16 protein-coding genes and 1 pseudogene are annotated in these 20,223 nt (G+C 70.3%); 7 read left to right on the forward strand and 10 right to left on the reverse strand.

Annotated elements, in window-relative coordinates; genetic code table 11:
* Nucleotides 1-27: 27 nt before the first annotated feature.
* The 7 genes from ABZ027_RS09615 to ABZ027_RS09645 form a co-directional block, all read right to left on the reverse strand.
* Entirely contained in the window at nucleotides 28-861 is an 834-nt protein-coding gene (locus ABZ027_RS09615) for a PaaX family transcriptional regulator C-terminal domain-containing protein (protein WP_356766160.1), read from the reverse strand.
* A 130-nt stretch (nucleotides 862-991) separates the two neighbouring features.
* Nucleotides 992-2,389: an alpha/beta fold hydrolase gene (locus ABZ027_RS09620; RefSeq protein WP_356766106.1), complete on the reverse strand. Its 1,398-nt coding sequence runs from the start codon at nucleotides 2,387-2,389 to the stop codon at nucleotides 992-994.
* Entirely contained in the window at nucleotides 2,386-3,783 is a 1,398-nt protein-coding gene (locus ABZ027_RS09625; protein ID WP_356766108.1) for an MFS transporter, read from the reverse strand. Before ABZ027_RS09625 ends, ABZ027_RS09620 begins: the two co-directional genes overlap by 4 nt.
* Nucleotides 3,784-4,000: 217 nt before the next feature.
* Entirely contained in the window at nucleotides 4,001-5,428 is a 1,428-nt protein-coding gene (locus ABZ027_RS09630; protein WP_356766110.1) for a HAMP domain-containing sensor histidine kinase, read from the reverse strand.
* Nucleotides 5,429-6,130 carry a response regulator transcription factor gene (locus ABZ027_RS09635; RefSeq protein ID WP_356766162.1) on the reverse strand — a complete coding sequence of 234 codons (702 nt, stop codon included), beginning with the start codon at nucleotides 6,128-6,130 and terminating at the stop codon, nucleotides 5,429-5,431.
* A 141-nt stretch (nucleotides 6,131-6,271) separates the two neighbouring features.
* On the reverse strand, nucleotides 6,272-6,955 hold the full coding sequence (locus ABZ027_RS09640; protein ID WP_356766112.1) for an FMN reductase: 684 nt from the start codon (nucleotides 6,953-6,955) through the stop codon (nucleotides 6,272-6,274).
* Nucleotides 6,952-8,043: an LLM class flavin-dependent oxidoreductase gene (locus tag ABZ027_RS09645; protein ID WP_356766114.1), complete on the reverse strand. Its 1,092-nt coding sequence runs from the start codon at nucleotides 8,041-8,043 to the stop codon at nucleotides 6,952-6,954. The genes ABZ027_RS09640 and ABZ027_RS09645 overlap by 4 nt, the downstream gene beginning before the upstream one ends.
* A gap of 216 nt (nucleotides 8,044-8,259) precedes the next feature.
* On the opposite strand from ABZ027_RS09645, the gene ABZ027_RS09650 reads away from it, so the two are divergent.
* On the forward strand, nucleotides 8,260-8,607 hold the full coding sequence (locus ABZ027_RS09650; protein ID WP_356766116.1) for a DoxX family protein: 348 nt from the start codon (nucleotides 8,260-8,262) through the stop codon (nucleotides 8,605-8,607).
* Between the two features lie 57 nt (nucleotides 8,608-8,664).
* Here ABZ027_RS09650 and ABZ027_RS09655 read toward each other — a convergent pair whose 3' ends face one another.
* On the reverse strand, nucleotides 8,665-9,099 hold the full coding sequence (locus ABZ027_RS09655) for a nuclear transport factor 2 family protein (protein ID WP_356766118.1): 435 nt from the start codon (nucleotides 9,097-9,099) through the stop codon (nucleotides 8,665-8,667).
* Nucleotides 9,100-9,273: 174 nt separating this feature from the next.
* Between ABZ027_RS09655 and ABZ027_RS09660 the strand changes: the two are divergent.
* Both ABZ027_RS09660 and ABZ027_RS09665 read left to right on the forward strand, forming a co-directional pair.
* Nucleotides 9,274-10,051 (forward strand): annotated as a pseudogene (locus tag ABZ027_RS09660) (SDR family NAD(P)-dependent oxidoreductase).
* Nucleotides 10,052-10,403: 352 nt separating this feature from the next.
* Entirely contained in the window at nucleotides 10,404-11,237 is an 834-nt protein-coding gene (locus ABZ027_RS09665) for a hypothetical protein (RefSeq protein ID WP_356766120.1), read from the forward strand.
* A gap of 41 nt (nucleotides 11,238-11,278) precedes the next feature.
* Here ABZ027_RS09665 and ABZ027_RS09670 read toward each other — a convergent pair whose 3' ends face one another.
* Nucleotides 11,279-12,472, reverse strand: a complete 1,194-nt coding sequence (locus ABZ027_RS09670; RefSeq protein ID WP_356766164.1) for an RtcB family protein — start codon at nucleotides 12,470-12,472, stop codon at nucleotides 11,279-11,281.
* A gap of 213 nt (nucleotides 12,473-12,685) precedes the next feature.
* Here ABZ027_RS09670 and ABZ027_RS09675 point away from each other — a divergent pair, with 213 nt between their 5' ends.
* The 3 genes from ABZ027_RS09675 (at nucleotide 12,686) to ABZ027_RS09685 (ending at nucleotide 16,250) form a co-directional block, all read left to right on the forward strand.
* On the forward strand, nucleotides 12,686-13,606 hold the full coding sequence (locus tag ABZ027_RS09675) for a DUF3558 domain-containing protein (protein WP_356766122.1): 921 nt from the start codon (nucleotides 12,686-12,688) through the stop codon (nucleotides 13,604-13,606).
* A 118-nt stretch (nucleotides 13,607-13,724) separates the two neighbouring features.
* Entirely contained in the window at nucleotides 13,725-14,684 is a 960-nt protein-coding gene (locus ABZ027_RS09680) for a DUF3558 family protein (protein ID WP_356766124.1), read from the forward strand.
* A 156-nt stretch (nucleotides 14,685-14,840) separates the two neighbouring features.
* A complete protein-coding gene (locus ABZ027_RS09685) occupies nucleotides 14,841-16,250 on the forward strand; it encodes a DUF2637 domain-containing protein (RefSeq protein ID WP_356766126.1) in 1,410 nt (469 codons plus the stop codon).
* A gap of 76 nt (nucleotides 16,251-16,326) precedes the next feature.
* On the opposite strand, the gene lysS is transcribed toward ABZ027_RS09685, so the two are convergent.
* On the reverse strand, nucleotides 16,327-18,093 hold the full coding sequence (gene lysS / locus ABZ027_RS09690) for a lysine--tRNA ligase (RefSeq protein ID WP_356766128.1): 1,767 nt from the start codon (nucleotides 18,091-18,093) through the stop codon (nucleotides 16,327-16,329).
* Nucleotides 18,094-18,251: 158 nt separating this feature from the next.
* Here lysS and argS point away from each other — a divergent pair, with 158 nt between their 5' ends.
* Nucleotides 18,252-20,009 carry an arginine--tRNA ligase gene (argS, locus tag ABZ027_RS09695; RefSeq protein WP_356766130.1) on the forward strand — a complete coding sequence of 586 codons (1,758 nt, stop codon included), beginning with the start codon at nucleotides 18,252-18,254 and terminating at the stop codon, nucleotides 20,007-20,009.
* Nucleotides 20,010-20,223: the final 214 nt, after the last annotated feature.

Consider the following 20,223-nt stretch of genomic DNA (forward strand, 5'->3'; position numbering starts at 1 on the left):
CGCCGCCGGCCCCCCTCGCCCCCTCGGCTACCGCAGCGGTGCCGTGTCCAGCAGTTCGCCGGCCATCCGTTCCGCGGGCGCCTCGGTCTGTTCGGCGATGCGGCGGAAGGTCTCCTGGGCGGGGCGGGCCGGCCATTCGGCGGGCAGGTGGCGGGCCGGGAGCCGGGGGTCCGTGCGGATGGTCCAGAGCCATTCGCTGACCAGCCGCAGCCGGGTGCCGATCGGGTCGCCTCCGGATCCGGCGTCCAGATGGGCCGTCCAGCGCTTGTCGAAGGAGACGTAGCGGGCGGCGATGTTCTCCAGGTCCCAGGTGTCCCGGATCATCAGCCCGATGTCGGTGGCCTCGTCGGCCTGGGCATGGAAGATCTTGACGTGGGCGGCGAGCCCGAGGTCCGCGACGACGCCGGCGACGTCGACCCTCCCGGGAGCGACCCACAGCCCGCTGTACAGCGCGCCGAATCCGGACCAGGCGAGCTGCGAGCGCAGATCGTGGCGCTGACGCTGCCAGGACTCGGGGAACGAGAAGCCCAGGAGCGTCCAGGCTCCGTCCCAGTCGTCGTTGACGGCGCCCTTCTGCCAGATACGGATCCGGCCGTCCTCCAGGACGCGGGTCGCCTGCGGGGTCAGGCCGAAGTACATCCTGCGGCCCTCGCGCTGACGCCGCAGCAGGCCCCGGTTGACCATGCGGGTCAGGGTGGACCGTACGGCCTGTTCGCCGACGCCGACGCGGCCGAGCACCTCGATGATGCTGCCCGAGTAGACCCCCAGGTCGCCCGCGTCGAGGACGTGGTTGCCGAAGAAGGCCAGCATCAGCGACTGCGGGCGTAGCTGCGGGCTGCCCGAAGGGTCGCTGCCTGAGATGTCGCCGCCCTCGCCGCCCAAGATGTCGCCACCCGCGATGTCGCTGCCCGAGGTGTCCAGGATGTCGTCGTCCTCCACGCTGGCAAGGGTACGACCGCCCGCCGGCGGTGCGGCGGGCGGTCGTGCCGCGTCAGCGGCGGTCGGCCGGATGGGCAAGGTCGTACGGCCGCGGGTACGGGGCGGGACGGTAGGCGACGTAACGGGCGGGCGAGGTCGGGTCGGCCGCGGCGGCCCTGGTGTTGAGGGAGTCGGGGTCGGTGTCGTGCCAGCTGCCGGTGGCGACGCGGTCCTCCAGGGTGTGCAGGGCGGCGAGCTGCTCGGCGGCGCTGAAGGTACAGTGCCCGGCGTTCCCGACGTACGCCTGTCGAAGCAGTGGTGCCGAACCGGCGGCGGTGACGGCGCGGCGCAGGGCGCTCTCGGTCTGGACGGGCACCAGGGCGTCGCCGGTGGTGTGGATGTCGAACTGCGGTTTGGCCAGCCGGCCGGTGAAGGAACTGGTCCGGCTCATCCAGGCGACGGCGGCCGGGTCGGCGCTGATGCGCGGGGCCCGGTTGAGGGTGGCGAGGTCGGCGCGCAGGGAGAGGCCGGCCTTCTTGTACAGCTCGGTGACCTCCTTGGAGACGGAGGAGCGGCCGAGCATCGCCGCGTAGTCGACGCCGGTGTTCCAGGACATGTTGCCGCCGGCACGCACCTCGGCCTCCTGCCGCCGGTTGAAGGCGGCGATCTTCAGCAGACCCTTGACGGCCTCGTACTGGTTGGCCTGCTGCCCGTCCCAGTCGGTCGCGGCGGGGCGGGTCTGCGTCGGCTGGTTCCAGACCGGGATGTTGTGCAGGGCCGCGGCCAGGGCGATGCGGGCCCGTCCGGCGGGCGTCGACTGTGCCGAGTCGACCACGGTGGTCAGGGCGTTCGCCGCGTCGGTGGCGGCCGCCTGATCCGGCAGCCCGGTAAGGGGGGTGTCGGAGCCGGGTGCGAGGAGCGTCTTGAGGGCGAAGACGGGGTCGAGGGTGTTGTTCCAGTTGGCCACGCCTCCGTGGACCAGGCCGCACATGGAGAGGGAGCCGTCGATCCGGTCCGGGTGGCGCTCGGCGAGGGCGGTGGTGACGAGCCCGCCGTACGACCTGCCCCAGGCGAGGGTGCGGTGGGCGGTGCCGAAGCGGTCGGTGAAGGTGGAGAGGGCGGCGAGCTGGTCGGGTACCGCGTCGGTCACCGCCCAGCCCGCGGTGGCGTACGAGGAGCCGACGACTGCGTAGCCCTCCTTGAGCAACAGGGCCTTCGTGGCCTCGTCCGGGGCGTCCTGCGCCGGGTTGGGCCGGCCTGCCTCGTTGTATCCGTGGCTGAAGAGCAGGACGGTGCCGTTCCAGTCGGCGGGGACGTCCATCATGTACGTCGCGCCGGAGGGTAGTTGGCCCTCGACGTGGCTCGTGGTGGTGGCGGGGGCCGCCGCGGCCGCGGTGGGCAGGGCGGTGACGGCGAGCAGGAGGGCGGCGGCGCAGGCGGTACGACGAGCAGTGGGGGTGCGGGTCGTCATGCGGAGATCTCCTCCGTGGTGGAGTCCGGGCGGGAGCCCTTGTGGGAGTCCCGGTGGGGGGTGGTGGAGTGTCCGTCGGTCTCGGTGAGCGACGTCCCGCTGGTCTCCCGCAGGAACCCGACGGTCAGCGCGGTGACGACGGCGCCCCCGCACAGCAGCAGCGCCACCGGGGTGCTGGAGCCGCCGTTCCCGGCCACCAGGCTGCCGGCGATCATCGGGGAGAAGCCGGCGCCGATGAGGGTGGCGCCCTGGTAGCCGAGGGAGGCGCCGGTGTAGCGGACCTTGGTGCCGAACATCTCGGTGAGCAGGGCGCCCAGCGGGCCGTACATCGTGGACTGGGCGATGCCGTGACCGAGGACGACGGCGAGGATCAGCAGGCCGGGCGACTTCGAGTCGACCAGCGCGAGGACGGGGAAGGCGAGCGCCGCCGAGGCGACGGCTCCGGCGAGGACGACCGGGCGGCGGCCGATCCGGTCGGAGAGCGCGGACGCGCAGGGCAGCACGACCAGGGCGACGCAGGCGGAGACCGTGAGCGCGGTGAGCACCTGCGGGCGGGCGTAGCCGATGCCGGTGGCGTACGCGATGAGGTAACTGGTCAGCAGCGACTGGGCGGTGAAGGCGCCGATGCCGACGCAGCAGGCCAGCACCAGGGGGCGGGGGCGACGCAGTACGTCGACGATCGGCAGCCGTGACTCGGCACGGTCCTTCTTCACCTCGGCGAACAGCGGGCTCTCGACGACCTTGAGCCGGACGAAGAGGCCGACGCCGAGCAGCACCACGCTCAGCAGGAACGGCACGCGCCATCCCCAGGCCGCGAACTCGTCCTTGGGGAGGGCGACGACGAACGTGACGACGGCGGTCGACAGCAGGGAGCCGAGCGGGGCTCCCAACTGCGTGAAGCTGGACCACAGTCCACGCCGCCGCTCACCCGCGTGCTCGACGACCATCAGGGTGGCGCCACCCCACTCACCGCCGATGGCGACGCCCTGCACCACGCGCAGCGCGATCAGCAGGACCGGCGCCCAGACACCGATGGTGTCGTACGTGGGCAGCAGGCCGACGAGGAAACTCGCGCCGCCCATCAGGCCCATGGTGAGCAGCAGCATCGACTTGCGGCCGAGCCGGTCGCCGAAGTGACCGAAGAGGATGCCGCCGAGCGGGCGGGCGACATAACCGGCGGCGAAGGTGCCGAAGGCGGCGATCGTGCCGACGGCCGGGTCGGCACCCGGGAAGAACAGTTCGCCGAAGACGAGGGCGGCGACGGTTCCGTAGACCAGGAAGTCGTAGAACTCGACGGCGGTGCCGAGCAGTCCGGACAGGGCGACCCGGCGGAGCTGGCGGGCGCGTTCCGGGGACGGGGGCACGGGCGGTGATGCGATGGGGGACGAGGGCATCGCGCTCTCCCTTGAGCGGAGGAAGGACACCGCGAAGTTAGGCGCTTGAGTCACCTCCGTCAAGAAAGTGCACAACATTAGCCGACGGTAGCCCGGGACGAAACCCCCTAGCTCGGGCCGTACCGGCTTCATCAGGTGAGGGCGGCGGGGTCAAGTACTGGTGGCGTCACGCAGCAACGAGCCCCGCAAGACCGAGAACCCGCGCCCGACGGACGCGTCACCCCTCCCCGCTCAGCCCACCCCCCACCGTGAACCCGATCACCGCCCCGCCCCCGTCCCGCCGGATCGCGAACGGCGTTCCCCCGTGCGCGAGCGCCACCTCCCGCACGATGGACAGGCCCAGGCCGGAGCCGGGCAGGGAGCGGGCGTCGGCGGCCCGGTAGAAGCGGTCGAAGACGCGGACGAGGTCGGCGTCGGCGATGCCCGGCCCGCGGTCGAGGACCTCGACCCGGACGGTCCCCGGGCGGGCCGGACCAGCGATGTTGATCTCGATGGGCGCGGTACCGTCACGGTCGAACTTCGCCGCGTTGTCGACGAGGTTGGACAGAGCGCGGGTCAGCATGCCGGGCCGTCCGTCGGTCGTGGTGTCGCCGCTCGCCCGGAGCAGGATCTGACGGCCGGTGCGGCGGCGGGCGAGCCCGGCGACGTCCTCCGCGATGTCGGCGAGGTCGACCCGCCGCGGCGGCTCGGTGTCGGACTGCCCGGCCGCGAGCTCCACCAGCTCGTTGACCAGGTCGGTGAGCTCACGCGCCTCCTGACCGAGGTCCGCGACCAGCTCCTCGCGGGTGCCGGGGGGCAGCTCGTCGATCCTGCGGAGCAGCGAGATGTTCGTACGAAGGGACGTCAGCGGCGTACGCAGTTCGTGACCGGCGTCCTGCACGAGACGCCGCTGGTCCTCCTCGGACTGGGCGAGGCGGCCGAGCATGCGGTCGAAGGCGCGACCGAGGCGGCCGACCTCGTCGTAGCCGGTGACGGGCACCTGGATGCCGAGCCGACGGGTGCGGGCCACGTCCTCGGCCGCCGAGGTGAGGATCACCAGGCGGCGGGTGATGCGCCGGGCCAGCCACCAGCCGAACAGGCCCGCCCCGACCACCACCGCGGCCATCAGGATCAGGGTCCGCTGCTGGAGCGCCCGCAGCAGGTCCTCGGTGTCGCTGAACTCCTGCGCGACCTGCACCGCGCCCCGGCCGCCGCCGAGGGACACGGTCGCGATGCGGTAGACGTCGCTGCCGACGTGGACGTCCTTGTGCTCGACCGCCCGACCGGCCAGGACGACGGTCGCGATCTCCCGGTCGCCGCCGGTCACGGGCAGGCCCGGGCGCCCCGGGTCGATGACCGCGCCGTCCGGCCCCAGTACCTGGACGTCGGTCCGGGCCGGGCGTACCAGGTCGTGACCGGGCTCCGAGGAGGAGAAGTCCTCCGGCGTCATCCGGTGCTGCCGCACCTCGGCCCGCAGATCCTGCACGACCTCGTCGAACACGGACTCCTGGTCCACCCGGACCAGCCGCGCGGCCGCGCTGTACGACAGCACCCCGACCAGGACGGTGACGGCGGCGGTCACCGTGGCGAAGGACAGCGCGAAGGTGGTGCGCAGGGACAGCAGCCGGGGCCGCCGCGAGGACAGCAGTCGCCCGAGGCGGCCCACTCAGTCCTCCCGCAGCACGTAACCCACCCCGCGGACCGTGTGGATCAGCTGGGGCGCGCCCGGTTCGTCGAGCTTGCGGCGCAGGTAGCCGACGTACACGGCGAGGTTCTTGGAGCCGGGACCGAAGTCGTAACCCCAGATCCGGTCGTAGATCGTGGAGTGGTCGAGGACGATGCCCGCGTTGCGCACCAGCAGCTCCAGGAGCTCGAACTCGGTGCGGGTCAGCTCCAGCTCGCGCGTCCGGCGCCAGGCGCGGCGGGCCTGCACGTCCATGCGCAGCCCGGCCGCCTCGAGCTGCCCCTCGGGGGCGGGCGGCGGCTTCGGTACGCCGGTCAGGGCGCCGACCGGGCTGGTGCGGCGCAACAGGGCACGCAGCCGGGCGAAGACCTCCTCGACGTCGAAGGGCTTGACCACGTAGTCGTCGGCGCCCGCGTCGAGGCCGGCGATCCGGTCCTGGGTCTCCACGAGAGCCGTCAGCATCAGGATCGGCGTGCGGTCGCCCTCGGCGCGCAGCACCCGGCAGACCTGGAGGCCGTCGATGCCGGGCATCATCACGTCGAGGAGGAGCACGTCCGGCGGGGTCCGGTGCGCCTGCGCCAGCGCCTCGACGCCGTCGGCGACCGCGATCACCCGATAGCCCTCCAGGGTCAGGGCCCGCTCCAGGGCATGACGGATGGCGCGGTCGTCTTCGGCGAGCAGCACGGTTCGGGACACGTCCTCAGTGTGCCCCGACCTCCGGCGACCGGGCCGTGTGAGGGTTCTTACGGTCACCCTTCTTACTGGGATCTCACCGTCACACGGCCCGGACCACAGAGTCAGGCCCCCGCGGTCACGCCCGGACGGTCACGCCCGCAGCGCGGCGAGCCGCTCCTCGAACGGGACGAACCCGACCGGCTGGGCCTGGGCGGCCTGCGCGACCTGCGCGACCTGTGTGTCCTGCGCGACCTGCGGGGCCGTCGACAGCCCCGTCATCAGCCCCGCCAGCTCCCCCGCCGCCCGCTCGATCCGCGCGTCCAGCCCCTCGGCGCCCCAGTCCTCCGAGGCCGCGTACACACCGGTCGGGAGCACGACGGCCCGCAGGTAGGCGAAGAGCGGCCGCAACGCGTGGTCCAGTACGAGGGAGTGCCGTGCGCTGCCGCCGGTCGCCGCGATCAGCACCGGCTTCCCGGCCAGCGCGTCCTGGTCGCTCACGCTCAGCACGTCGAAGAACGACTTGAACAGTCCGCTGTACGACGCCGAGAACACCGGAGTCACGACGATCAGCCCGTCCGCCCCGGTCACGGCGTCGATCGCGGCGGCGAGCCGCGGGCCCGGGAACCCGTTGGTGAAGTTGTGCGCGATCTCCACCGCGAGGTCGCGCAACTCGACGACCTGCGTCTCGACGACCTGCGACTCGACACCCCGCCCGTCGACCGGGGCCCGCCCGTCGACCGGTACCCGGCGGCCCACCGCGGCCGCCAGCCGGTCCGCCAGCAGCCGGGTGGACGACGGGACACTCAGCCCGGCCGAGACGACGACGAGCTTCATTCGGCGGTCACCCCCTTCGTGGCGGCGGCGAGCAGCGACTGGTGGGTGGGTGCCTCGGGCACGTCGGCCGGACGCCCGACGGCGAACTCCTTCCGCAGCACCGGCACCACCTCCTCGCCGAGCATGTCCAGCTGCTCCAGCACTGTCTTCAGCGGCAGCCCGGCGTGGTCCAGCAGGAACAGCTGGCGCTGGTAGTCACCGGCGTACTCGCGAAACGCCAGGGTCTTCTCGATGACCTGCTCCGGGGAGCCCACGGTCAGCGGGGTCTGCTCGGTGAACTCCTCCAGCGACGGCCCGTGCCCGTAGACGGGGGCGACGTCGAAGTAGGGCCGGAACTCGCGCACCGCGTCCTGGGAGTTCTTCCGCATGAACACCTGGCCGCCGAGGCCGACGATCGCCTGCTCGGGCGTGCCGTGCCCGTAGTGGGCGTACCGGCTGCGGTAGAGCTCCACCATCCGCTTGGTGTGGTCGGCCGGCCAGAAGATGTTGTTGTGGAAGAAGCCGTCGCCGTAGTACGCGGCCTGCTCGGCGATCTCCGGCGAGCGGATCGAGCCGTGCCAGACGAACGGCGGTACGCCGTCCAGCGGGCGGGGCGTGGACGTGAACCCCTGCAGCGGGGTACGGAACTTCCCCTCCCAGTCCACGACGTCCTCGCGCCACAGCCGGCGCAGCAGGGCGTAGTTCTCGACGGCGAGGTTGATGCCCTGCCGGATGTCCTGCCCGAACCACGGGTACACCGGGCCGGTGTTGCCGCGCCCCATCATCAGGTCCACCCGGCCGTCCGCCAGGTGCTGGAGCATCGCGAAGTCCTCGGCGATCTTCACCGGGTCGTTGGTGGTGATGAGGGTGGTGGAAGTGGACAGGACCAGCTTCTCGGTCCGCGCGGCCACGTACCCGAGCATGGTCGTCGGGGACGACGGCACGAACGGCGGGTTGTGGTGCTCGCCGGTCGCGAAGACGTCGAGCCCGACCTCCTCGGCCTTCAGCGCGATGGCGACCATGGCCTTGATGCGCTCGCGCTCGGTCGGCGTACGGCCCGTGGTCGGGTCCGGCGTGACATCGCCGACGCTGAAGATCCCGAACTGCATGGTCGCTCAACCTCCAAGTTGTTGACCGTTCAACTATAGCTGTCCAACGGTCACCCGGGCAGGCGTATTCCCCGGCGAGAAAAGTCCGGCCGACCCGTCACACTCCTGGCGCGCGCCGCGTCAACCCGGTGAACACGAACCCGATCAGGGCGCCTGACGACACCGTTTCGATCAGGTCACCCTGGCTCGCCCCGCCCGATCACCGAGGAGCGTTCCATGTCCGTCGCCCACGTCGTCGTCACCCTGCTCGCCGCCGCCATGGCCGGCTACTCCGGGGTCGTCGTCCTCACCCGCACCCAGTGGATCATCCAGGCCCTGACCGACTACCGCGTGCCGCGCGCCTGGTGGCCCCGGCTCGGCGCCGCCAAGGTCGCCGGGGCGGTGGGCCTCCTGGTCGGCCTGTTCGTGCCGATCGTCGGCGTGCTGGCCGGCGTCGGCCTGATCCTCTACTTCGCCGGGGCGGTCGTCACCGTCGTACGGGCACGCTGGTACGCGCACATCCCTTTCCCGCTGGTGTACGCCGCCCCGGTGATCGGCGCCCTGACCCTGGGCGCGCTGAGCTGAACCCGCCGGCCGCCCCGGGGCTCAGGGGAGCCGGCCTGCCCACGAGCGGCCCCCGGTTCACGGCGTCGCGTCGGGCAGCAGGCCCAACTGATCCAGGAACTGCATCTCGTCGAAGTAGAGCCGGTAGTCCGTGATCCGGCCGTCCCGCACGGTCGCGATGTCCACCCCGCGGATCCTGACCTCCTTCTGGGTAGCCGGGAGGGCCTCACCGGTGGGCAGTTGGATGGGCCCGGTGTTCCGTCCGCTGAAGAAGCCCTCGTCGATGGCCGTGTCACCGACCTCGTACGCGTGCACGGTCTCGAACGTGGCCTCGGGGACCGCCTGCGTCATCTGCCGCCAGTACTCGACGATGTGGTCACGCCCGTGGATCTCCCCCTCGTCGGGGGTGACGGCGACCGCGTCCTCGGCGTACAGCTCGGCGACGACCTTCAGGTCCGGATGCGTGGTGACCGCGTCCGTGAGCCGGTCCATGACCTCACGTGCCTGTCCCATGATCCACCTCCGCAGAAATCAGCAGAAATCAGGGGATCACCCTCATTGTCCCACCGGCGCCCTCCCGGAGCCCGGCCGCGGACCGAGACCCCAGGCCGCCCCTCCGCCCCACCCGCCTATCCTGACCGAACGGGTTTCCGCCCCGCCCGCCCGACGAGTCCCGAGGAGCACCTCATGGCCACCGCTGCCCCGTCCGCCGCCTCCCGCATCGCCGTCGTCACCGGTGCGAGCAGCGGAATCGGCGCCGCCACGGCCCGACAGCTGGCAGCGGCGGGCTACCGCGTCGTCCTCACCGCCCGCCGCAAGGACCGTATCGAGGCGCTGGCGGAGGAGATCACCGCGGCGGGCCACCAGGCGACCGCGTACCCCCTGGACGTCACGGACCGCGCGGCGGTGGACGAGTTCGCCTCCGCGTTCCGGACGATCGGCGTGCTGGTCAACAACGCCGGCGGAGCCCTCGGCGCCGACCCGGTGGCCACCGGCGACCCGGCCGACTGGCGCACGATGTACGAGACCAACGTCATCGGCACCCTCAACCTCACCCAGGCCCTGCTCCCCAAGCTGGACGCGAGCGGCGACGGCACCATCGTCGTCGTCTCCTCCACGGCCGGCCACGGCACGTACGAGGGCGGCGGCGGCTACGTAGCCGCCAAGCACGGCGCCCACGTCCTCGCCGAGACCCTGCGCCTGGAGATCGTCGGCCGCCCGGTCCGCGTCATCGAGATCGCCCCCGGCATGGTCAAGACGGACGAGTTCGCCCTCACCCGCTTCGGCGGCGACCAGGACAAGGCGCAGAAGGTCTACGAGGGCGTCGCCGAGCCCCTCACGGCGGACGACGTGGCCGACACCATCACCTGGGCGGTGACCCCGCCCCAGCCACGTCAACGTCGACCTCCTGGTCCTCCGCCCCCGCGCCCAGGCCTCCAACACGAAGGTCCACCGGGACCTGTGATGCCGGACGCCGAACGGGAGCAATGCCGCCTCAGGGCGCACGCCCCGGAGTGATGCCGCCGCGTCGGGGTCCCACCCCGTGGACAGCCACATACCGCGCTCCCGGCTGCACAACCTCCGCGACGTGGGCGGCTACCCGATCGGGGAGGACCCCCGCATTCGCCCAAGCCACGTCCACCGCGCCGACATGGAGAAGCGTCCGCAGTAACTCACAGGGGTGAACGTCATCGATCACCCGCACGGAGGCTGAACTGGCGATCTAGGCTCGCGCCACAACCTCAAATCGACGGCCCTCGCCCCGGGATGCCGGTCCCGGGCGAGGGCCTGACCAGCAAGGAAGGGCTAACTTCCTCATGGCTGAATGCGAGCCTATCGCCCACCAGTTCATGAACCTGGCGGTCCCCGAGTACGCGTACATGTTCGGCTTCTTGCAGGCGGACGGGCATCTCTCCCAACAGTCGAGGCAACGAGGGCGACTGACTGTGGAGATCAACGCCAAGGACATCGATCTCCTGCGGGAATTCCAGCGGCTGACGCCGTACAACAGCAGCATCACCGAGCGCACCCGATCCACAAACTTCGCCGAAACTGCTCACTCGGCCATCTGGAGGACGTGCTCTCTCGAAGCGCGAACCAGGCTCAACGAACTCCGCCTGCCTTACGGCCGCAAGTCGAAGGACATCGCACCCCCGCGCGCCGAGTTCGCGGCCTGCGATTACCTCCGCTGTGTCATCGACGCCGATGGGTCAGTGGGCTACACAAGCCAGGGCCTGCCGTTCATTTCCCTGACCACAGCCAGCACGTCCATCGCGGCGTACCTGTGCTTCTACGCAGGGAAAATCACTGGAGCAGAGCGCACCCTCAAGCGCAACGCGCGCGACGACATCTTCAACATCCTGTACACCAAGGAGAACGCCCAGAAGCTGGCAGCCCACCTCTACTACAAGGGCTGCCTGGCCCTGGAGCGCAAGAAGACCGCGGCAGACTCGCTGAGCACCTGGGTCCGGCCGGCAGGCATGAGGATCGCTCCCGAGCGCCGCCGCTGGACGGCTTGGGAGGACCGTGTACTCCTGACACTGAACGACGATGCCGCCGCCGCCAAGGAACTGGGCCGAACCGAGAAGAGCTGCTACATCCGCCTATGGCGCCTACGAACCGGCCAGGCTGCCATCCCAGCTAAGCGATAGTCGACCGCCGCGGCCCCGGTCATCCACCGGGGCCGCGGGCGTCAGCCCTTGACGCAGATGAACTGCTTGAGCTTCGCCACGACCTCAACGAGATCGCGCTGCTGATCCATCACCTGCTCGATGGGCTTGTACGCGGCCGGAATCTCGTCCACGACCCCCGAATCCTTGCGGCATTCCACACCCCGCGTCTGCTCCTCGAGATCCTTGGTCGTGAAACGACGCTTGGCCGCATTCCGACTCATGCGCCGTCCGGCACCGTGCGAAGCCGAGTTGAAGGCCTTCTCGTTGCCGAGACCCTTCACGATGTACGAACTGGTGCCCATCGAGCCAGGAATGATCCCGTACTCGCCGGAGCCTGCCCTGATCGCCCCCTTGCGGGTGACCAACAGATCCATGCCCGCGTAACGCTCCTCCGCCACATAGTTGTGGTGGCACGAGATCTCCGGTTCGAACGTCGGCTTTGCCTTCTTGAACTCCTTGCGGATCACGTCCTTGAGGAGCGCCATCATGATCGAGCGGTTGTGCTTCGCATACTCCTGCGCCCAGAACAGGTCGTTACGGTACGCCGCCATCTGCGGGGTGTCCGCGACGAACACGGCGAGGTCACGGTCTACGAGACCCTGGTTGTGCGAGAGCTTCTGCGCCACGCCGATGTGATGCTCGGCCAGCTCCTTGCCGATGTTCCGAGATCCAGAGTGCAACGTGAGCCACACAGAATCAGAAGAATCAAACAGTAGCTCGATATAGTGATTCCCGGTTCCGAGCGTCCCCATCTGCAAAGCAGCCCGCTCCCGCCGGAACTTCACCGCATCCGCCACCCCCTCGAACCGCCCCCAGAAGTCGTCCCACCCCGCGGTCGCCAGCCCATGGAACCGCCCGGGCTCGACGGCGGTGTCATGCATCCCCCGCCCCACCGGAATCGCCTGCTCGACCTTCGACCGCAGCCGGGACAGATCACCCGGCAGATCGTTGGCCGTCAGCGAGGTCTTCACCGCCGACATCCCGCACCCGATGTCCACTCCCACCGCCGCGGGACACACGGCCCCCCGCATCGCGATGACGGACCCGACCGTCGCGCCCTTGCCGTAGTGGACGTCCGGCATGACCGCCAGGCCCTTGATCCACGGCAGGGTCGCCACGTTGCGCAGTTGCTGGAGGGCGCCCTCCTCGACCGTCGACGGGTCGGTCCACATACGTATCGGGACCTTCGCGCCCGGCATTTCCACGTACGACATTTCGTCCTCATTCCCCCGGAAAACAACAGAAGCCTTGAATCGCAAAACCGGCGCCAGGATCAACGAAAGGGACATCGGACCGGCGGCCACGGCCATGCGTGCGATAGACATTGTCTCCAGGGGGCGCCCCCGTGCGGCAAGCGATTAACCAGCGGGGACGCTGAGTTCCGAGTGCGCGCACCAGCCCACAGACCCGTCGAGAGGAGCCTGACCGTGCAGCGGAAGGCGTACGTAACAGGCGTCGCCGCACTCCTCGCGGCCCTGCTGGCCGGCTGCACCGGCAGCTCGGACGACGGCGGCACCACGGACAACGCGAACCCCGGCACCGCGGGCACCGCCTCACCCGCCGCCGAGCCCGGCCGGTACCGCACACTCCCCGAACCCTGCGGCGCGGCGGGCCGGAGCACCCTCGACTCGCTCCTGCCGGGCATCCGGCAGATCACCGACGAGGACCAGCGGGAGAAGGCGTACGCGGGCGAGCCGACCCTCACCTACGACACCGACCGCAAGGTGGGCTGCCGTTGGAAGGTGGCCCAGCGGGACGCCACCGACCATCTGCTCGTCGACTTCGAGCGGGTGGTGTCGTACGACAACACCGTGAGCGACGACACCGAGGCGCAGGAGTTGTTCGCGAAGATGGCGGACGCGGCCGACCTGCCGGTGCCGACCGGCTCCAGTTCCGCCTCGGACGCGGGCAGCGGCGACCCGAGCGGTACGGGCACCGGCGCCCCCACCACCGCCCCGTCCGGCTCCGCCTCGGCGCCCCCGCCCCCTTCCTCCGGTTCCTCCGCCGCCGGTCCCGCTTCCCCCGCCGCCGTCTCCCCGTCCGCGTCCGCGTCGTCGTCCCCCACGTCGCCGTCCCCCACGTCCTCGTCCTCCGTCCCTCCGACCGATCTCCAGCCCCGCCTCCTCGACGATCTCGGCGACGAGGGGTACGTGGACGACGCGTTGAGCAGTGGTGGTTCGACGGCCCAGCAGCGCACCGTGACTGTGGCGTTCCGCACGTCGAATGTCATCGTGACGATCGAGTACGAGGAGCAGTCGGCGACTCTCGGGGTGACCCCGGACAGTGAGGAAATGCAGGACAACGCCCGGAAACTGGCCGGACAGCTGGCCGACTCACTGTCCGACTGACCCCCCTTCACAGACCTCTCACCCGCACGCACAAAGCGACCGAACCAAGGCCACACCGGTTCCTCACCGCGTACGGTGGCCCCGCGGACCCGATCCGACGGCAGGAACCACAAGCGTCATGAGTGAAGGAACCATGCAGCGACCAGCACATCGAGACCTGGGGGCCCCTCCCACGCCGTTCAGGCAGTGGGGAAGTGACGAGCGAGACCTGCGCGAGCGGCGGGCGAAGAGCCGCGGCCGCGCCCTTGTCTGCGCGGCAGTGGTCCCCGCGGTGCTGGTCGTGGCCGGCTGCTCCTCGGACTCCGGCTCCGACAACGCGGGCAGCCAGAGCGGAAGTTCCGGCAGCAGCCCGGAGGCGTCGGCGTCCGCGAGCCCGTCACCGACGGTGCAGGCGGCGGTGTACAGCTCGCTCCCGAAGCCGTGTGCGGTGGTGTCGAAGAAGACCCTGGAGGACCTCGTACCGAAGGGGACGAAGTCCGGCAAGGAGGGCTCCTCCGGCGACACGGCGACACGGGCCGGCTGTTCCTGGAACAGCCTCGACAACAACGGCGTCAAGGGCTCCCAGTTCCGCTGGCTGAACATCTCGATGCTGCGCTTCGAGTCGGACACCTCCCGCGGCAGCGGCGACAAGCAGGCGCAGGCGTACTACGCGAAGCAGGTCCAGGACGCCCAGTCGGCCGAGGGCGCGAAGAACGCCAAGTCGAAGCAGCTCGCCGGGGCGGGCGACGAGGCGACGACGGTGACGTACGACCTGAAGAAGAAGGAAGGCTCCTTCAAGCAGCAGACGGTCGTCACGCGCGCCGAGAACGTCGTCATCACCGTCGACTACAACGGCGCGGGCCTCGCCGGTGAGAAGACGCCGAGCGCCGCCACCCTGACGAAGCTCGCCGAGAAGGCGGCCAAGGAGACGGTGGCCGCGGTGGCGGAGGCGAACGGCAAGGGCAAGGCGGACGACGGCGGCGACAGCTCGGCGGACAGCTCGCCGTCGGCCTCGAAGAGCGCGGCCCCGTCGAAGTCCTCGTCGAAGTCGCCCTCGAAGAGCGCCTCCCCTTCAGAGTCAGCGACGAAGAAGAGCTGACTGTCACACCTGGACGCCAACGCCCAGCTCACAGCGTCCGTCTGACGGAGCCCGGCCCTCCACGAGGACCGGGCTCCTGACGTACCGAAGACGCGTCCGACGCACACATGTGCCACTCTGTTGCGCGCAACAACACGCAATGGGAGGGGATTACGGGTGGCCGCGCCAGTCCAGCTGACCCGGATGCACCGCATTCTCATCGGTGTGGTCGTGTCCGGCGCCGTGATCATCGCCGGCATCGGCTTCGCCGGTTCGTACGCGGCCGTCCGCGAGTTGGCCCTCCAGAAGGGCTTCGGAAACTTCTCCTACGTGTTCCCGATCGGCATCGACGCGGGCATCTGCGTGCTGCTGGCCCTCGATCTGCTGCTGACCTGGATCCGTATCCCCTTCCCGCTGCTGCGGCAGACCGCCTGGCTGCTGACGGCGGCGACGATCGCCTTCAACGGCGCGGCGGCCTGGCCGGATCCGCTGGGTGTCGGTATGCACGCGGTGATCCCGATCCTGTTCGTGGTCTCCGTCGAGGCGGCCCGGCACGCGATCGGCCGGATAGCCGACATCACCGCCGACAAGCACATGGAGGGCGTTCGCCTCACCCGCTGGCTGCTCTCCCCGGGCCCCACGTTCCTGTTGTGGCGCCGGATGAAGCTGTGGGAGCTGCGTTCGTACGAGCAGGTCATCAAGCTGGAGCAGGAGCGTCTGGTCTACCGGGCCCGCCTCCGTTCCCGCTTCGGCCGTGCGTGGCGCAGGAAGGCGCCGGTGGAGAGCCTGATGCCGCTGACGTTGGCGCGCTACGGCGTGCCGCTGGCGGAGACGGCCCCGGCGGGCCTGGCGGCGGCCGGAATCGAGCCGGTCCTTCTTCCGCCGGCCCCCCGGCAGGCGCGGTCCGAGGTCCCCGCGGTGGCCGGGCCGACCGCGGCAGCCGAAGGGACCGGACCGACCGGGGGCCGACGAGCCGCCGCGGAGCCTTCCGATCCGCGACGCGGGACGCCGCCGTCCGGCGAACAGCGGTTGGAGCTCGGCGGCGCTCCCCAGGCGGGCCGGCGGCCCGACGAGCAGCCCGCGCCCGAGCCCCCGTACGCGCAAGAGGCCCAGCCGCAGCCCGGCCCCCAGCCGGATGAGAGCCCCTGGTTCCAGTCCCCGCACGAGGTCCAGTACCAGGGCGGCTACGACCCGACTTACGACCCGACCTATGACCCGTCGGAGCAGTACGACCGGTGGTTCGAGGAGCAGCAGCAGGCCGACGCGTACCGCGAGCAGTTCGAGGAGGAGCCCCCGACGCAGGAGCCCTCCCCGGAGGAGACCGGCACGTTCCCGATCCCGGTGGGCCCGAACCGCACCCGCGAGCTCGGCGAAGGCGGCGGCACTCCGGTGGTCGAGCCGGATGAGGAATCGTTCTACCAGGTCTTCAAGCAGTCGATAAACGGCAGCTATCCGACCCCGCGCCAGTTCGGCGACAACGTCGAGGCGACCTACGGGACGCCCGTCCCGGACGCCGACGCCAAGCGCATGGTCCTGCGCTTCCAGAACCGCCACACCGCGGAGCTGGAGGACGACCACATCGCCTGAGCGACACCGCGTGCGGACGACGATGGGGGCGCCCGGTGTTCGCCGGGCGCCCCCATCGTCGTAACGCAGCGGCCTGCTACTGCCCGAGCAGGACCCGCACCCGCTCCTGACCCACCGCCAGCAGCAGCGTGGGCAGTCGCGGCCCCGTGTCCCGGCCGACCAGCAGGTGGTACAGCAGCGCGAAGAACGACCGCTGGGCGGTCTTGATCTCCGGCGGGAGTTCCTTCGGGGTGGCGTCGGCCGGGAACCCGGCCTGCACCTTGGGCACGCCGTAGACGAGGTGGCTGAGCCCGTCGAGGGACCAGTGCTCGGCCAGCCCGTCGAGCAGGAGCCGCAGCGACTGCTGGGACGCCTCGTCGAGGGACTTCAGCAGGTCGTGGTCGGGCTCGTCGCGCACGATGGTCCGCTGGTCGGCGGGCACCTGCGTGTTGGTCCACGTCTCGGCCTTGTCGAGGCGCGGCCGGACCTCGTCGAGCGAGGCGAGCGGGTTCGCGGGGTCGAGTTCGCTGAGGATGCGCAGGGCCTGGTCCTGGTGACCGGCGGTGATGTCGGCGACGGACGCGAGGGTCCGGTACGGCATCGGCCGCGGGGTGTGCGGCAGCTCGCCGGTGGCGGTCCGTACGGCGCGGGTGTGCGCGGCGATGTCCGCCGGGAGGGCGGAACCGTCCGCGACCTTCGCGCCCAGCTTGTCCCACTCGTCGTAGAGACGCTGGATCTCCTGGTCGAAGGCGATCTTGAAGGACTGGTTGGGCCGGCGGCGGGCGTACAACCAGCGCAGGATCTGCGGTTCCATGATCTTCAGCGCGTCGGCGGGGGTGGGTACGCCGCCGCGGGAGGACGACATCTTGGCCATCCCGGAGATCCCCACGAAGGCGTACATCGGCCCGATCGGCTGCTTGCCGCCGAAGATCCCGACGATCTGCCCGCCGACCTGGAAGGACGAGCCGGGCGAGGAGTGATCGACACCGCTCGGCTCGAAGACCACGCCCTCGTAGGCCCACCGCATCGGCCAGTCGACCTTCCAGACCAGCTTGCCGCGGTTGAACTCGTTCAGCCGGACCGTCTCGGAGAAGCCGCAGGCGGCGCAGGTGTACGTCAGCTCGGTGGTGTCGTCGTCGTACGCGGTGACGGTGGTGAGGTCCTTCTCGCAGTTGCCGCAGTACGGCTTGTACGGGAAGTACCCGGCGGTGCCTGAGCTGCCGTCGTCCTCACCGGCCGCGCCGGAGCCCTCGGCGGCCTCCAGCTCGGCCTCGTCGACCGGCTTCTGCTGCTGCTTCTTGGCGGGGGCCTTCTTGGTGCGGTACTGGTCGAGGATCGCGTCGATGTCGCCCCGGTGCCGCATCGCGTGCAGGATCTGGTCGCGGTAGACCCCGGAGGTGTACTGCGCGGTCTGGCTGATCCCGTCGAACTCGACGCCCAGTTCGGCGAGCGACTCGACCATCGCGGCCTTGAAGTGCTCGGCCCAGTTCGGGTGGGCGGAGCCCGCGGGCGCCGGGACGGAGGTCAGCGGCTTGCCGATGTGCTCGGCCCAGGACTCGTCGACGCCCTCGACTCCGGCGGGCACCTTGCGGTACCGGTCGTAGTCGTCCCACGAGATCAGGTGGCGCACCTGGTGGCCGCGCCGCCGGATCTCGTCGGCGACGAGATGCGGGGTCATGACCTCGCGCAGGTTCCCCAGGTGGATGGGTCCGGACGGGGACAGCCCGGAGGCGACGACGATCACCTCGGCGGCAGCGGGTGATGTCGCTTTGCCCGAGGCCCGACGCTCCGACTCCTCGATGACCTCATCCGCGAAACGGGAGACCCAGTCGGTGGTCTCGGTGCTCTGAGCCACGATCGGCACGTCCTCTTTTTCTGAAGGGTTCACACGGGCAGCCGGTACGTTCGCACGGCCGACGCTCCATTCTCCCAGACCGCCTCGCGCCCAGGAAAACCGCTTTACGCCCCGTGGGATACTGGGCAGGCCCACCTATTCCCCCGAGGAGAACGGCACCCACTCCTATGGCCCCGGTCACGTCCCTCAGCGATTCCGTCCAGCAGCATCTCGCGACGGCTCTCTCGGCAGCCCTGCCGGAGGCCGGTGCCGCCGACCCGCTGCTGCGCCGAAGCGACCGGGCCGACTACCAGGCCAACGGGATCCTGGCCCTCGCCAAGAAGGCGAAGGCGAACCCGCGGGAGCTGGCGACACAGGTCGTCTCCGAGGTGGTCACCGGTGACCTGATCAAGGACATCGAGGTCTCCGGCCCCGGTTTCCTGAACATCACGCTCTCGGACAGGGCGATCACCGAGAACCTGGCCGCCCGGTATGCGGACCCCGACCGTCTGGGCGTGCCCTTCGCCGAGAACGCGGGCACCACGGTCATCGACTACGCCCAGCCGAACGTGGCGAAGGAGATGCACGTCGGCCACCTGCGGTCGGCGGTCATCGGCGACGCCCTGCGCGGCATGCTCGACTTCACCGGCGAGAAGACGATCGGCCGGCACCACATCGGCGACTGGGGCACCCAGTTCGGCATGCTCATCCAGCACCTGATCGAGAACCCCGGCGAGCTGGCCCCGGCGGCCGACGTCGACGGCGACCAGGCGATGAGCAACCTGAACCGGGTGTACAAGGCGTCACGCGCGGTCTTCGACTCCGACGAGGAGTTCAAGGAGCGGGCGCGCAAGAGGGTCGTCGCCCTGCAGTCGGGTGACAAGGAGACGCTGGACCTGTGGCAGCGGTTCGTGGACGAGTCGAAGGTCTACTTCTACTCCGTCTTCGAGAAGCTCGACATGGAGATCCGCGACGAGGAGATCGTCGGCGAGTCCGCGTACAACGACATGATGGCTCAGACGGCGCGGCTGCTGGAGGAGTCCGGCGTCGCCGTGCGCTCCGAGGGCGCCCTCGTCGTCTTCTTCGACGAGATCCGCGGCAAGGACGACCAGCCGGTGCCGCTGATCGTGCAGAAGGCGGACGGCGGCTTCGGCTACGCGGCCTCCGACCTCTCCGCGATCCGCAACCGGGTCTTCGATCTGCACGCGACATCGCTGCTGTACGTGGTGGACGTGCGCCAGTCCCTGCACTTCAAGATGGTCTTCGAGACGGCCCGGCGGGCCGGCTGGCTGAGCGACGACGTCCATGCGCACAACATGGGCTACGGCACGGTGCTCGGCGCGGACGGCAAGCCGTTCAAGACGCGTGAGGGCGAGACCGTACGGCTCGAGGACCTGCTGGACGAGGCGGTGCAGCGGGCCGCCGAGGTAGTGCGGGAGAAGGCGCAGGACCTCACGGAGGACGAGATCCAGGAGCGGGCCGCGCAGGTCGGCATCGGTGCCGTGAAGTACGCGGACCTGTCGACGTCGCCGAACCGGGACTACAAGTTCGACCTCGACCAGATGGTGTCGCTGAACGGCGACACGAGCGTGTACCTGCAGTACGCGTACGCCCGGATCCAGTCGATCCTGCGCAAGTCGGGCGAGACGCAGCCGGTCGGTCATCCTGAGCTCGAACTCGCCCCGGCCGAGCGGGCGTTGGGTCTGCACCTGGACGCGTTCGGTGACACGGCCTTCGAGGCGGCCGCGGAGTACGCACCGCACAAACTGGCCGCGTACCTGTTCCAGCTGGCGTCGCTGTACACGTCCTTCTACGACAAGTGCCCGGTCCTCAAGGCCGACACCCCGGCCCACGTAGAGAACCGCCTGTTCCTGTGCGCCCTCACGGCCCGCACCCTGCACCAGGGCATGGCCCTGCTGGGCATCAGGACACCCGAGCGGCTCTGAGCCACCCCGCGACAGCGACACACCGCGGCCCGCCCTCTCCCCGAAGAGAGGACGGGCCGCGCCACGTGCACCACCCGCGCTGCCGACCTGCCGGACCGGCCCAGAAGCCCCCCACCCTCCCCCCCCCATTACCGTCTTCGTAGCCCCGCAACGGGGTTACCGGCCTTCGGAGTTGGCATGACTACCTCCCCTTGTCGAGTGCATGGCCTGGGGG

The organism is Streptomyces sp. NPDC006332 (genome assembly GCF_040612855.1).
GTDB lineage: Bacteria > Actinomycetota > Actinomycetes > Streptomycetales > Streptomycetaceae > Streptomyces.